Source organism: Staphylococcus sp. HMSC34G04 (assembly GCF_001838765.1).
GTDB classification, from domain to species: Bacteria; Bacillota; Bacilli; order Staphylococcales; family Staphylococcaceae; genus Staphylococcus; species Staphylococcus epidermidis.
Genome location: NZ_KV838690.1, coordinates 1 through 13,830, shown reverse-complemented (window position 1 = coordinate 13,830; position 13,830 = coordinate 1). Strand labels below are relative to the sequence as shown.

At 30.8% G+C, this 13,830-nt stretch carries 13 protein-coding genes; 11 read left to right on the top strand and 2 right to left on the bottom strand.

Annotated elements, in window-relative coordinates; genetic code table 11:
- The first annotated feature begins 85 nt into the window (after nt 1-85).
- The 4 genes from HMPREF3241_RS00860 to HMPREF3241_RS00845 all read left to right on the top strand — a co-directional run bounded on the left by HMPREF3241_RS00860 (nt 86) and on the right by HMPREF3241_RS00845 (nt 4,758).
- Nucleotides 86-1,081, top strand: coding sequence for an ABC transporter substrate-binding protein (locus tag HMPREF3241_RS00860; RefSeq protein WP_002458399.1), 996 nt, complete (start codon nt 86-88; stop codon nt 1,079-1,081).
- Nucleotides 1,082-1,092: 11 nt separating this feature from the next.
- The gene (locus HMPREF3241_RS00855) at nt 1,093-2,124 is read left to right on the top strand and encodes a FecCD family ABC transporter permease (RefSeq protein WP_002447359.1); all 1,032 of its coding nucleotides are present in this window, start codon (nt 1,093-1,095) and stop codon (nt 2,122-2,124) included.
- Nucleotides 2,121-3,086: a FecCD family ABC transporter permease gene (locus tag HMPREF3241_RS00850; protein WP_002447360.1), complete on the top strand. Its 966-nt coding sequence runs from the start codon at nt 2,121-2,123 to the stop codon at nt 3,084-3,086. The genes HMPREF3241_RS00855 and HMPREF3241_RS00850 overlap by 4 nt, the downstream gene beginning before the upstream one ends.
- A 298-nt stretch (nt 3,087-3,384) precedes the next feature.
- Nucleotides 3,385-4,758: a YjiH family protein gene (locus tag HMPREF3241_RS00845; protein WP_002447361.1), complete on the top strand. Its 1,374-nt coding sequence runs from the start codon at nt 3,385-3,387 to the stop codon at nt 4,756-4,758.
- Nucleotides 4,759-4,935: 177 nt separating this feature from the next.
- On the opposite strand, the gene HMPREF3241_RS00840 is transcribed toward HMPREF3241_RS00845, so the two are convergent.
- Both HMPREF3241_RS00840 and HMPREF3241_RS00835 read right to left on the bottom strand, forming a co-directional pair.
- Nucleotides 4,936-5,250, bottom strand: a complete 315-nt coding sequence (locus tag HMPREF3241_RS00840; RefSeq protein ID WP_001829739.1) for a heme oxygenase — start codon at nt 5,248-5,250, stop codon at nt 4,936-4,938.
- A gap of 150 nt (nt 5,251-5,400) precedes the next feature.
- On the bottom strand, nt 5,401-5,661 hold the full coding sequence (locus HMPREF3241_RS00835) for a SunI/YnzG family protein (RefSeq protein ID WP_001829752.1): 261 nt from the start codon (nt 5,659-5,661) through the stop codon (nt 5,401-5,403).
- Between the two features lie 176 nt (nt 5,662-5,837).
- On the opposite strand from HMPREF3241_RS00835, the gene HMPREF3241_RS00830 reads away from it, so the two are divergent.
- From HMPREF3241_RS00830 to HMPREF3241_RS00800, 7 genes are all read left to right on the top strand, one after another.
- A complete protein-coding gene (locus HMPREF3241_RS00830) occupies nt 5,838-6,347 on the top strand; it encodes a metal-dependent hydrolase (RefSeq protein ID WP_002475741.1) in 510 nt (169 codons plus the stop codon).
- Between the two features lie 54 nt (nt 6,348-6,401).
- Nucleotides 6,402-7,589, top strand: a complete 1,188-nt coding sequence (locus HMPREF3241_RS00825) for a UTP--glucose-1-phosphate uridylyltransferase (protein WP_070853382.1) — start codon at nt 6,402-6,404, stop codon at nt 7,587-7,589.
- Nucleotides 7,590-7,607: 18 nt separating this feature from the next.
- Nucleotides 7,608-8,291, top strand: coding sequence for a PAQR family membrane homeostasis protein TrhA (locus HMPREF3241_RS00820; protein ID WP_002447365.1), 684 nt, complete (start codon nt 7,608-7,610; stop codon nt 8,289-8,291).
- A 239-nt stretch (nt 8,292-8,530) separates the two neighbouring features.
- Complete coding sequence (gene sdrM, locus HMPREF3241_RS00815; RefSeq protein WP_070853381.1) at nt 8,531-9,868, top strand: multidrug efflux MFS transporter SdrM; 1,338 nt, start codon at nt 8,531-8,533, stop codon at nt 9,866-9,868.
- A gap of 193 nt (nt 9,869-10,061) precedes the next feature.
- Entirely contained in the window at nt 10,062-10,529 is a 468-nt protein-coding gene (locus HMPREF3241_RS00810) for a SepA family multidrug efflux transporter (protein ID WP_070853380.1), read from the top strand.
- Nucleotides 10,530-10,799: 270 nt separating this feature from the next.
- On the top strand, nt 10,800-12,239 hold the full coding sequence (locus HMPREF3241_RS00805; RefSeq protein ID WP_002496347.1) for an MDR family MFS transporter: 1,440 nt from the start codon (nt 10,800-10,802) through the stop codon (nt 12,237-12,239).
- A gap of 147 nt (nt 12,240-12,386) precedes the next feature.
- Nucleotides 12,387-13,454, top strand: a complete 1,068-nt coding sequence (locus tag HMPREF3241_RS00800; RefSeq protein ID WP_002496348.1) for an Mrp/NBP35 family ATP-binding protein — start codon at nt 12,387-12,389, stop codon at nt 13,452-13,454.
- The last annotated feature ends 376 nt before the right edge of the window (nt 13,455-13,830 follow it).

Here is a 13,830-nt window from a genome sequence, read left to right as displayed (position 1 = left end):
AAAATAATAAAATAAGTTATTGACATTGAGAATCGTTATCAATAAACTAATAATGTAAGCATATACATATTAAGGAGTGGAAACAGTGAGAGGTTTAAAAATTTTAAGTGTAATTGGCTTATTGTTTGTTTTAATTGCAACTGCAGCATGTGGAAATAATAATTCAAGTAACTCAAGTAAAGAGTCATCAAAAGATGGAGTTGAAATCAAGCACGAAGAAGGTACTACGAAAGTACCTAAACACCCTAAACGTGTTGTTGTTCTTGAGTATTCATTTGTTGATGCGTTAGTTGCTTTAGATGTTAAACCTGTTGGGATAGCGGATGATAACAAAAAAAATCGTATTATTAAACCATTAAGAGACAAAATTGGAAAATACACTTCTGTAGGAACACGTAAACAACCTAATTTAGAAGAAATCAGTAAACTCAAACCAGATTTAATTATTGCTGATAATAATAGACACAAAGGTATTTATAAAGACTTAAATAAAATTGCTCCTACGATTGAACTGAAAAGTTTCGATGGAGATTATAATGAAAATATTGATGCTTTTAAAACAATTTCAAAGGCTTTAGATAAAGAAGAAGAAGGTAAAAAACGCTTAGAAGAACATGATAAGAAAATTGAAGAATATAAAAAAGAAATAACTATGGATAAAAATCTAAAGGTATTGCCTGCAGTAGCTGCTAAATCAGGTTTGCTTGCTCACCCAAGCAACTCTTATGTTGGTCAATTCCTAAGTCAACTAGGTTTTAAAGAAGCATTAAGTGATGATGTTACTAAAGGTTTAAGTAAGTATCTTAAAGGGCCTTACTTACAAATGAACACTGAAACTTTATCTCAAGTGAATCCTGAGCGTATGTTCATAATGACAAACAAAGCAAGTTCTAACGAACCTTCACTAAAAGAACTAGAAAAAGATCCTGTATGGAAGAAATTAAATGCTGTGAAAAATCAACGTGTTGATATTTTAGACCGTGATTTATGGGCAAGATCACGTGGTTTAATTTCTTCTGAAGAAATGGCAAAAGAACTTGTTGAATTATCAAAGAAAGATAGTAAAAAAGATAATAAGTAAGGTGGAAAACAATGACTATAGTAAATAAAGATAGTCAATCCGCTATTGAACAAAAAAAGAAAAAGCGCACTACACTCACTTTTATTGTGGGTGTGTGCCTTCTTTTTATTTCAGTATATTTGAATTTAGCGATTGGTTCTTCAAAAATACAATTGAATGATATTTTAAGTTATGTCACTGGACACACGAATACAAAAGCAACTTTCTTAATACACAATGTACGTATGCCAAGAATGCTGGCTAGTTTAATTATTGGTGGCGCTTTAGCAATTGCAGGTTTATTGATGCAGGCAATTACCAAAAACCCTTTGGCTTCACCACAGATTTTTGGTGTGAATGCAGGCGCTTCCTTCGTTATTGTTCTTATAACTGTACTTATACCGTCTCTAGGCTCTTACTCTACAATTTTAGCGATAATTGGTGCCTTCTTAGGAGGTTTTACTGTCTATACATTGTCTGGCTCTACTAAGTCGCTTACACCGATTAAACTAGCACTTGCAGGTATGGCTATTCATCTGTTCTTTAGTAGTATGACTCAAGGTATAATTATTCTAAATGAAGATTCTAATGATACAGTGATGTTCTGGTTAGTTGGTTCATTAGCCGGTATAAAATGGCAACAGATTATATTTATCTTACCATTTTTACTCCTTGCTATTTTTGTGACCATATTTATGGGAAGACAATTAACTATATTAGAGTTAGGTGATGATATTGCCAGAGGATTAGGACAAAGAACAGAAATCGTCAGAATGATTGTTGGAATATTGGTCGTTGTTCTTGCTGGTGTTTCTGTTTCTATTGCTGGTCCTATAGGATTTGTTGGTTTGATAGTTCCACACATAGTGAAAAGATATATAAATAAAAACTATATATTGATGATACCTTTAACATTTATATTCGGCGCTACTTTATTACTTATTTCTGATGTATTGTGTCGCTTAATTACTTATCCATTCGAATCGCCAGTAGGTATTGTTACATCATTTGTTGGTGCTTTTTACTTCTTATTCATAACTGTTAGAGGGGTGAATCGCATATGATTAAACAAAACCTGAAGATGCGCTATACCATTGTCTTACTGTTATTAATTTTTAGTACAATCTTTAGTCTTTGTATAGGATCAGTAATGATTAATCCTATTCATGCAGTTACAGGCTTCTTCTTACACAATGACTTTATTTTAAATGAATATCGAATTCCTAGAACACTTTTAGGAATACTTATAGGCAGTAGTTTAGCTATTTCTGGCTCGGTGATACAAGGGGTTATAAGAAATCCACTTGCCTCACCCGATGTTATTGGAATAACAAAAGGGGCAAGTTTAGCAGCAGTAATAATCATAATGATATTTCCATCGGCACCTCTATTTGTTCTTCCTTTAGGTTCATTTATCGGTGCTTTGACAATAAGTATTATTCTTTCAGTTCTTATTTCTAAATTTGATGTAAAGGGATCAAAATTAGCATTGATAGGTTTAGCTATAGGTGCAATTTGTACGGCCATTGTCCAATTCCTGCTTATACGTAATCCTCTTGATGCAAATAATGCGCTATTATGGTTAACTGGTAGTTTATATGGTCATAATATAGCCAGTTTTTATAGTTTATTACCATGGTTTATTATCACTGTACCTATAGTATTGTTATTAGGGTATCAACTTGATATTTTAAATTTAGGTGATCATGTAGCCATTGCACTAGGAGCACGTGTAAAAATCTTAAAAATGACTTTACTTGTATTAGCAGTAATGTTAGCAGGCGCGTCCATTGCAGTAGTAGGAGGTATTAGTTTTTTAGGTCTTATAGCACCTCATATTGCACGTCAACTTGTCGGTCATAAAAATATACATGTTATAATCATGTCAGGTTTGGTAGGAGCAATATTATTAACTTTTGGTGATGGTTTAGCAAGAGGTATACAACCTCCTCTTGATATTCCTGTAGGTGTTGTAATAGCAATTATAGGCGCACCTTACTTCTTATTTTTATTACGTAAGATGTAGTAAATTTGATAGTTTCAATATTATATTTTTAGTTATAGAGCCTGATACATTACAAATTAATGTACAGGCTCTTATTGATGTTACAATATCATTTTGATGGCTCATTAAAAAAATAAAAAATATAAATCATATACGAATAGAACTGCTTAAATGGAAAAAGAGTTAAAATGGATTTGCTAAAAGTTAATAAATAGCGTATAGTGTTCTTTACGTAATTATTCAAAATAATGCATATATATAATGTGATATACTTTAAATTACATATGGATATAAAAAGATAGAAATGGATTGAATATATATGAATGAATATAAAAAAGTTGACATAGTTAGAGGTAGAATTAAATTTATCACTATGTCGTTGTTAGGGATTATATTATTTTTAATTCCTATACCAGTTGTTCAAGATGGACAGCAGCAAACGACTCTTCCAATAGCTTTTTTAGCTGGTTTATTAAAAGATTGGCTTGGTGGTATCATGCCAATTTTAATTGTAACCATCATAACTGTATCAGGTATTTTAACAATATTATGCTCTACAATTTTTAAAAACAAATTAAATCCTCAAGGTTTAATGAGCAGTGCTTTCAACGTTAAAATAGGGTGGCTTGTTTTGAGAGTATTAGCTGTCTTCTTCTCATGGCTAACATTTTTAAATATTGGACCTGAAATGATTAAATCTGAAGATACAGGTGGATTAGTATTTTCGAGTTTATTACCTACTCTTGTAGCAGTATTTTTATTTGCTGCAATCTTTTTACCTTTATTAATGGAGTATGGTCTATTAGAATTACTTGGCCCCATCTTTAGACCTATCATGAGACCTTTGTTTACTTTACCTGGTAGATCGACAGTTGATAATCTAGCTTCATTTATAGGTGATGGTACAGTTGGTGTTTTAATTACTAGTAGACAATATGGTGAAGGATATTACTCAAGAAGAGAAGCAACTGTAATATCCACAACCTTTAGTGTTGTATCTATTACGTTCGCGATTGTCATTGCCGAAACAATTAGAATGCAAGATCAATTCTTCTATTTTTATTTAACAGTAGTCATTTCATGTTTAATTGCAGCAATGATTATGCCAAGAATTTGGCCACTTAAAAATATTCCTGACGAATATGCTAAAGAAGTAAGTGAAGAGGCTCGTAAGGAACAGCTACCAGAAGGCAAAACAGCATTAAAATATGGTTTTGATTTAGCAACTGAAGTTGGAATTAAATCGCCAGGGTTTAAAGAATTTTTAATTTCGGGTTTTAAAACAGTTGTAGATATGTGGTTTGTAATTTTACCAGTAGTTATGAGTATAGGAACAATAGCTACTATTATCGCTAACTACACACCTGTTTTTGAGATTATAGGAAAACCATTTGTTCCAGTACTAGAATTGTTACAAATTCCAGAAGCACATGAAGCATCACAAACAATTCTAATTGGGTTTGCCGATATGTTCTTACCTTCTATTCTTATTGAAGGGGTTCAAAATGATGTAACACGTTTTGTAATTGGAGCATTGAGTATCTCTCAACTTGTTTATTTATCTGAAGTGGGTGGCGTGATTCTTGGTTCTAAAATTCCAGTTAGTATAAGTAAATTATTTATGATTTTTTTAATTCGTACTATCATTACGCTTCCAATAATTGCTTTATTAGCGCATTTATTTATTGGATAAAAGATATACTCATTTTTAATTTAGTGGGAGTGGGGAACTAATCATAACAACAGCAATATATTACTAATGGTTGAAATAAAAATTCTCATATATCTAACTTGTTTTATTTTTATAATTATAAATGCAAAATTAGACAATGAATCATATACGTATTCTAGCCCACTCCCTTTGCATAATTTATCTTCTGTTTAAAGAAGATAAAACATTTGATTTAACAATTTCGCTTTTAATGACTGGTGAATCTTCGGATTTACCAGTATTTTTATGTGCTTGTTTAAATACATCACTATTCACCCAATTTTTAAAATCTTCTTCAGTTTCCCACCAACTATTTACATACATATCTTCGCTATAATCATCTTTATCAATTTGCCAAACTTCAATACCTTCAAAGCCCTTTAAAGATTCAATAGGACCTCCTTTAGTAAAATTAGGCGCCATTTGTTTTGCATATCCTTTTTTTACAGTGATTCTATTAGTAACAACGAACATTCAAATTACCTCCTAGTCTATTTTTCAATATAAAGTTTATCATTCAGCTTAGCACTTTTGAAAATATCACAATAAAAAACTGTCGACATTATATTGAGTTATGTCGACAGTCTGATTATAAAGTTATGTTAAAAAATATAAATCTGTAATTTATTTTGTTAACTCATTATATACTTTTTGATCATTTTGAGTGTAAATAATATATAAGTGTTGATCAGTATCAATTAATACGCGATTTGTTTTTCCGAAAGTAGAACCGATTCGAGATATTTCTTTACCATTCTCTTCTGGTACGGCATGAATATCTTGATCTTGAGTAACATTTTTAATTTCATTATTTGGAATTTTGATATCTGCTACTCTCCATTGAATACGAACTTCATTATCGTTTTTCTTAACTGTCATTGCCATTAAAAACACTTCCTTTAATTAATTTATAAACCTATCATAAATGATTGTGTAATCGTTTTCAAGTATTTATGTGATACTTTTTTTAATTATGTCATACTAATTGAAAGTGAATGCGAAAGTATGTTCGCTTTTTAAAACGAAATGTGCTAAAATATCCTTATAAAGGAGAACAAAACATGACAGGTAAAACACACGCATCATGTGGCTTTTTAGTCGGTGCAATAACCACACAATATTTTCATACAGATATATTTACTTCTATATCAGTGATTGTACTTTCAGTCATTTCAAGTATTTTGCCAGATATATGTCATACACAAAGTAAAATAGGAAGACGATTTAGGCTTACTAGTTTTTTTGTCAGAATTTTATTTGGTCATAGAACATTTACGCATTCACTTTTATTTATTATAGGAATTAGTTTTTTACTGTACTTCATACAAACTCCGATGTATTATATGGTTGCAATTGTTATTGGTATGTTTTCGCATGTTATACTTGATATATTAACTCCAAGAGGTGTTAAACTATTTTATCCTTTACCATTTAATATCGTATCACCCATTCATTTTAAAACTGGGGGACTAGTAGATGTATCTCTAGCTACTGCATTAAGTGTTGGTGCGATATATACTTTATTTCAACCATATTTAAATACTATGATGCACTATTGGTTAATCAAATAAGATTATTATGAGAAAAATAACAATTAAAATTACGTATACATAAGGAGCGTTATCATGTTAGAAAAAAATCAATTGGAAAAGTATAACCAAGAGCATTTGTATGAATATGAAAAATTAATGAGTAGTAATGAAAAGAATGCTTTAGATGAAAAAGTGAATCAGTTAAATCTTGCAGAAATTCAAGATTTATATCAGGACTTATATGTTAATAGAAAAACTATTGATGATGTATCTTCTGTATCTGAAGTCAAATATGAAGTGAAATCACGACTCAATGAAGAACAACGACATACATATGAACAAAAAGGTTATGAGGCAATACGAAATGGTGAATTTGCAGTATTATTGATGGCTGGAGGACAAGGTACGCGTTTAGGATATAAAGGGCCTAAAGGTTCTTTTGAAATAGAGGGTACGAGTTTATTTGAGCTTCAGGCGCGTCAATTGATTCGTTTAAAAGAAGAAACTGGCCACACAATTAATTGGTATATTATGACAAGTGACATTAATCATAAAGATACAATAGAGTATTTTAAACAACATAAATATTTTAATTATGATGCCAATCATATTCATTTCTTTAAGCAAGATAACATTGTTGCTTTAAGTGAAGAAGGAAAACTTGTTTTAAATAGAGATGGACATATTATGGAAACACCTAATGGTAATGGGGGTGTATTCAAGTCTCTTAAAAAAGCTGGATACCTTGATAAAATGCAACAGGATCACGTCAAATATATCTTCTTAAATAACATTGATAATGTCTTAGTTAAAGTTTTAGATCCGTTATTTGCAGGTTTTACAGTGACACAAAGTAAAGACATCACATCAAAAACAATTCAACCTAAAGATAGTGAAAGTGTAGGTCGACTTGTAAATGTTGATTGTAAAGACACTGTGTTAGAGTATTCCGAATTAGATTTAGACATAGCAAATCAATTTAACAATGCTAATATAGGTATCCATGCTTTTAAACTAGGTTTCATTACCAGTGTTGTTGATAGAGAATTACCATATCATTTGGCAATCAAACAATTAAAACAATTAGATGAAAATTTTGGTGTGGTTGAACGTCCTACATTAAAGTTTGAATTATTTTATTTTGACATATTTAGGTACGGTACAAGCTTTGTAACACTACAAGTTCCAAGAGAAGAAGAATTTTCACCTTTAAAAAATAAAGAAGGTAAGGATAGTGTACATACAGCTACAGAAGATTTAAAACGAATGGATTTGATTTAACTAAAGGTGGTGGAATAGATGTCTCAATCATCTAAGCGAAAAAACGATTCTGTGGTAGAAACTTTTAAGGACATCATTCCTTTAACATTTGGAGAAGAGATTGGTAATGCAGCATCACATGGTGCTGCTGCATTACTTACATTATTTATTCTTCCATATGCAGCAGTGCATAGTTTTAACAATGGTGGCACATTAGAGTCAATTAGTGTGTCGATTTATGTGATTAGTATTTTTATGATGTTCATATCATCAACCATTTATCATTCGATGCAAAATAATACGTCTCATAAATATATATTAAGGATTATTGACCATAGTATGATTTATGTGGCTATTTCAGGAACGTATACACCTGTTTTGTTAAGTGTTGTCGGTGGTTGGTTAGGTTGGCTTGTCACAATATTATTATGGGGAACAACATTATGGGGAATTTTGTATAAATCAATAGCAACTAAAGTCAATCATAGATTAAGTCTCATTGTTTATTTGGTGATGGGGTGGGTAGGTATCATATTCTTACCTATTATTATTATGCGAACATCATGGTGGTTTATTTTCTTTATATTTCTTGGTGGGTTATCTTATACTATCGGAGCTTGGTTTTATGCCCAAAAAAATAAACCTTATTTTCATATGATTTGGCATATATTTATTGTTCTTGCTTCTCTCTTACATATGATAGGCATTTTTTATTTTATGTGAATTGCAACATTCTATCCTTTTAATTTAGAGAGAAAAATAAGTATTATTTTTAGATATATCATTATACTTTAAATAAACACATGGTGGCGTTGGAATTTTAACTTTATGGACTTTTTAAAGGGGTGAGATGTACTGATCTCACTCCTTTTTATTGAAAACAAATGGTGTATGAGTACCATCATATTAAAAAGTCAATTTTACGTTTCAATAGCTAAATCCAATAAAAAGGGAGTTTTTTTATGAATCTTAAGTCCATCATTACTGTAATGGCACTCATACTAATAATGTTTATGGCAGCTATAGAAACATCAATCATTTCATTAGCATTACCAACAATAAAAAATAGTTTGAATGCCGGTAATCTAGTTTCATTAGTATTTACCGTATATTTTATTGCTTTAGTTATAGCTAACCCTATCGTTGGTGAGCTCATGTCTAGATTTAAAATTATTAACATTGCTGTTGTAGGGGTATCATTGTTTGCCTTAGGTAGTTTAATGTCGGGATTAAGTCAGACGTTTATTTTTTTAATTATCTCTCGAATAGTACAAGGTTTTGGAGCAGGAGTTATGATGTCACTCTCACAAATAGTTCCAAAGTTGGCTTTTGAAATTCCGTTAAGATATAAAATTATGGGTATCGTCGGAAGTGTCTGGGGGATTTCGAGTATTATTGGTCCATTATTAGGTGGTGCGATTTTAGAGTTCGCTTCATGGCATTGGCTATTCTATATCAATATTCCTATTGCTATATTGGCAATAATACTTGTATTTATGACTTTTCATTTTCCTGATGAGACACAAGTACAACAGAGTCGTTTTGAAATAAAAGGATTGATTATCTTTTATATCTTTATAGCTTTATTAATGTTTGGTTTACTCAACCAACATCATATTATTTTTAATATATTCTCAATTATTTTAGCTTTAGTTGTTTTATGGATGCTATTTAAAGTAGAAAATAGTTTCGAACAACCATTTTTACCAACGAAAGAATTTAACATATCAATAGTTCTAGTTTTTATAACGGATTTACTAATTGCGATAACATTGATGGGATATAATTTATATATACCAGTATATTTACAAGAAAAACTTGGTTTATCACCTTTACAAAGTGGATTTGTAATATTCCCGTTGTCTGTTGCTTGGATTACGCTTAATTTCAATTTAGCTAAAATAGAAGCGCATTTTACTAGAAAAACATTATATATTTGCTCATTCTTTGTTTTATTAGTTTGTAGTCTGATGATAATGTTTGGCTTAAAACTCCCATTGCTTATTGCTTTTGCGGTTATATTTGCAGGTTTAAGTTTTGGCTATATTTATACAAAAGATAGTGTTATTGTCCAAGAGGAAACTTCTCCAAAAAATATGAAAAAGATGATGTCGTTTTATGCATTGACAAAAAATTTAGGTTCGTCTGTCGGATCTACGATTATGGGATATATGTATGCACTAAATGTTGGTTTATTTGGTTCTAATTTACACAATGTATTAGGATTAGTATCAATAATTTCAGTATGTTTAATTGTAATGTGGATGACATTATTTAAGAGTAATCCTATTCAATCTTAGAAACATTACAGAATGATTTTTTAATTATGAGCAAGTAGAAATGCGTATACCATATCTACTTGCTTTTTTTGTGAAAATAAAAAGAAATAAGTTGAGATGAGAAGAAGAAATGTTGTATAACTTAAAATTTTATATGCTTTTATTTACATGATAATATATATGTATATACGAAGTGTAAGGGAGGACAAAAGTGATGAAATTTTTAAAAAATAAATCATATCATTTATTAGTAACACTTATTGTTCTCACTATATTTATTATTTCCGGAGCCATTTTTTTAACGTTTTTAGGCTTTGGTTTGTACGGTTTGAGTCGCATCCTTATTTATTTACACTTAGGCGATTTTAGTTACAATAAAGGCTTTTATGATAATTTAATATACTACGGTAGTTATATCGTATTAGGCTATTTTACTTTATTTTCAATTGAGCATTTAATGGATTATTTTAAAAAGAATCTTCCAAAAAATCCATACTTTCAAGGTATTAACTTTCATCTCATCTCCTACATTGTTACTACAATTATGTTTTATTTTATAGTTCACATACACTATGTACATGTTAATATACATTTTTGGGTAATTATGATTATTATAGGATTTTTATTTGTATGTAAAGAAGTTTTTTATCCTAAAAGTAAAAATTTGAATAATAAAAAGTAAGGCGTTTGTAAAAAAAGAGAATTTAATATGGAATAATTGAACTTAACGATAGAAAATAATTTAATTATTTAATAGCAATGTTTGATAATGCTATTAAACATTGCAGTTGTATCATGCTTTACCAAGCAGTACAAAGTTTGAATAATTACACTATAATGGTATCCAAAATAACAAGAAATTTCTATATTATTCTGAGCATTAAGTTTGTATCGGTAAATAAAATTTGATTGAATATAAAATTATCATTTGAAAAAAAAGGAGTATATGTTTATGGCCAGTTATGAATTATCTAAGACTAAGCGAAATTTAATCGTATCTGTAATGTTAATTAGCGCTTTCGTGGCCATTTTAAATCAAACATTACTTAATACAGCCTTGCCACACATTATGCGTGAGTTAAATATTAATGAGAATACATCGCAGTGGCTGATTACAGGTTTCATGTTAGTGAATGGTGTCATGATTCCACTTACCGCTTACTTAATGGATAAAGTAAAAACGAGACCGCTATATTTAGGTGCAATGGGAACATTTCTGATAGGATCAATCGTTGCTGCTATTGCACCTAATTTTGGCGTGCTCATGTTTGCACGGGTAATACAAGCTGTCGGTGCAGGTATACTCATGCCATTAATGCAATTTACATTGTTTACATTGTTCTCTAAAGAACACCGTGGATTTGCAATGGGACTTGCAGGATTAGTTATACAATTTGCACCTGCAATTGGACCTACATTTACTGGTTTAATCATTGACAATGCAAGTTGGAGAGTGCCATTTATTGTTATTGTCGGTATAGCATTAGTTACATTTATATTTGGTTTTGTATCGATTTCAAGTTATAACACAACGAAAGAAACAAAACTGGATAAAAAATCCGTTATATACTCTACATTAGGTTTTGGATTAATGCTTTATGCTTTCAGTAGTGCTGGTAACCTAGGTTTTTCTAACCCAATTGTCCTTTGTTCGCTTTTAATAAGTCTAATCATCATTGGTATTTTTGTTAAACGACAAATTACAATTTCTAATCCATTATTAAATTTGAAAATATTTAATAACAAAATATTTTGTTTTTCAACAATTACTTCTATGATTATTATGTTATCTATGGTAGGACCTGCATTACTTATTCCATTGTATGTTCAAAATGCTTTAGGATTATCTGCGTTGCTATCAGGATTAGTAATTATGCCTGGCGCGATTATCAATGGTATTATGTCTGTGTTTACTGGGAAGTTTTACGATAAATATGGGCCTAGACCGTTAATATTTACTGGATTTATCTTATTGATTTCTTGTACATTTCTATTATGCTTTCTTAAAGTAGATACATCCTATACGTACTTGATTGTAATCTATGCGATTCGTATGTTTGCTGTGTCTTTATTAATGATGCCTATCAATACGACGGGGATAAATGCATTGAAAACTGAAAACATTTCCCACGGAACGGCAATTATGAACTTTGGACGTGTTATGGCGGGATCTCTAGGAACTGCTCTAATGGTCACTTTTATGAGTATAGGTGCTCAATGGGTTGTATCATCAAGTAATCACGCTAGTAAAGAAATGATTCAACGGCAAAGTGTTGCTGCGGGAGTTGATGTATCGTTCGCGTTAGTCACTGCTTTTGTGATTATTGCTTTTGTTCTAGCATTATTTATAAAGGAGCCTAATCATTCTACTCACAATAGTAGGAAAGTATAATAATTAGAGGTTAGTCTATTTTAAAAATGGGCTAACTTCTTTTTTTATATTAGGAAAAGTCTTATACTAAAAAATATGAATGATATATAAACAGGCAACTATTAGTTGCTATGTAGATAAATTAAAAATCAATAAGGGGGATTTACTTTGTTAACGGTAAATCAAGTTAAAGAAATTGTAGGGGCATTAAAGGATCCGATTATAGATGTGCCATTGAAGGAATCTGAAGGTATTGTTAATGTGTCTATTAAGGATAATATTAACCATGTGAGCGTTAAGGTGGCAATGGCGCAATTAGGGGGGCAACCACAATTAGATCTTCAAATGGCTATAGTCAAAGCCTTAAAAGAAAATGGTGCAAATACTGTGGGAATTCGTTTTGAAGAACTTCCTGGCGAAGTAGTCGAGAGATATATAGGAAAAGGTAGTGAAAAGCCCAAAACCATTGAAGAACTATTATCACAAAATAACCCAGTTGAATTTATTTCTATAGCTTCAGGTAAAGGTGGGGTTGGTAAATCGACAGTGGCTGTCAATTTAGCCGTAGCTTTAGCAAGAGAAGGTAAGAAAGTAGGATTAGTAGACGCTGATATATACGGTTTTAGTGTGCCTGATATGATGGGAATAGATGAAAGACCGGGTATAGATGGTAAGGAGATAATACCTGTAGAGAGACATGGAGTAAAAGTTATTTCAATGGCATTTTTTGTAGAAGAAAATGCACCGGTTATTTGGAGAGGTCCAATGCTTGGTAAGATGCTTACAAATTTCTTTACAGAAGTACAGTGGGGAGAACTTGATTATCTACTTCTTGATTTACCACCTGGCACAGGAGATGTAGCTTTAGATGTACATTCAATGTTACCATCAAGTAAGGAAATTATAGTAACGACACCGCATCCAACCGCGGCGTTTGTAGCGGCTCGAGCAGGTGCAATGGCTAAACATACAGAACATACTATTCTTGGAGTTATAGAAAATATGAGCTATTTTGAAAGTAAGGAAACAGGTAAGAAAGAGTATGTTTTTGGAAAAGGAGGAGGCAAAAAGCTTTCTGATGAACTTGAGACGCAATTATTTGCTGAACTTCCATTAGAACAACCTACATGGAATCCCAATGACTTTTCGCCTTCGATATATCAATCGGATGATCGTTTAGGAGAATTATATAATTCAATCGCAAGAAAAGTTATAGCAAGCACCCAAAAACAATAAAATCGATAATACCTAAATTGTGTTTAAATCGTGTGAAAAATATTTTCATACGATTTTTCTATTGCAAATTTTAAGAAATGTGTTAGAATATCTTCTTGTGAGTGAATAAAAGAACTCATACGAATAAAAAATAATTCAATTTAAATGTTGACTTCAAAACATAAAATTGATATTATATAAAAGTCGCTAAAAAGTGGATGTAAAGCGATTAATAACTTTGTTAAGTTGGTGTAAAAATAACCCTTGCAAAGTTAATGAAAAGCTTTTAAAATTAATTAAGTAATATCAATTAGTTATTGACTTTTATCGAAGCGATATAGTACAATATAAAAGATTGATTTTACAAAATGAACATTGAAAACTGAATGACAATATG

What these genes read in the sequence shown, in the direction of transcription:
- HMPREF3241_RS00855 (WP_002447359.1), top strand. Translation starts at nt 1,093, where the DNA reads ATGACTATAGTAAATAAAGATAGTCAATCCGCTATTGAACAAAAAAAG.
- HMPREF3241_RS00850 (WP_002447360.1), top strand. Translation starts at nt 2,121, where the DNA reads ATGATTAAACAAAACCTGAAGATGCGCTATACCATTGTCTTACTGTTA.
- HMPREF3241_RS00845 (WP_002447361.1), top strand. Translation starts at nt 3,385, where the DNA reads ATGAATGAATATAAAAAAGTTGACATAGTTAGAGGTAGAATTAAATTT.
- HMPREF3241_RS00840 (WP_001829739.1), bottom strand. Translation starts at nt 5,250, where the DNA reads ATGTTCGTTGTTACTAATAGAATCACTGTAAAAAAAGGATATGCAAAA.
- HMPREF3241_RS00835 (WP_001829752.1), bottom strand. Translation starts at nt 5,661, where the DNA reads ATGGCAATGACAGTTAAGAAAAACGATAATGAAGTTCGTATTCAATGG.
- HMPREF3241_RS00830 (WP_002475741.1), top strand. Translation starts at nt 5,838, where the DNA reads ATGACAGGTAAAACACACGCATCATGTGGCTTTTTAGTCGGTGCAATA.
- HMPREF3241_RS00825 (WP_070853382.1), top strand. Translation starts at nt 6,402, where the DNA reads ATGTTAGAAAAAAATCAATTGGAAAAGTATAACCAAGAGCATTTGTAT.
- HMPREF3241_RS00820 (WP_002447365.1), top strand. Translation starts at nt 7,608, where the DNA reads ATGTCTCAATCATCTAAGCGAAAAAACGATTCTGTGGTAGAAACTTTT.
- sdrM (WP_070853381.1), top strand. Translation starts at nt 8,531, where the DNA reads ATGAATCTTAAGTCCATCATTACTGTAATGGCACTCATACTAATAATG.
- HMPREF3241_RS00810 (WP_070853380.1), top strand. Translation starts at nt 10,062, where the DNA reads ATGAAATTTTTAAAAAATAAATCATATCATTTATTAGTAACACTTATT.
- HMPREF3241_RS00805 (WP_002496347.1), top strand. Translation starts at nt 10,800, where the DNA reads ATGGCCAGTTATGAATTATCTAAGACTAAGCGAAATTTAATCGTATCT.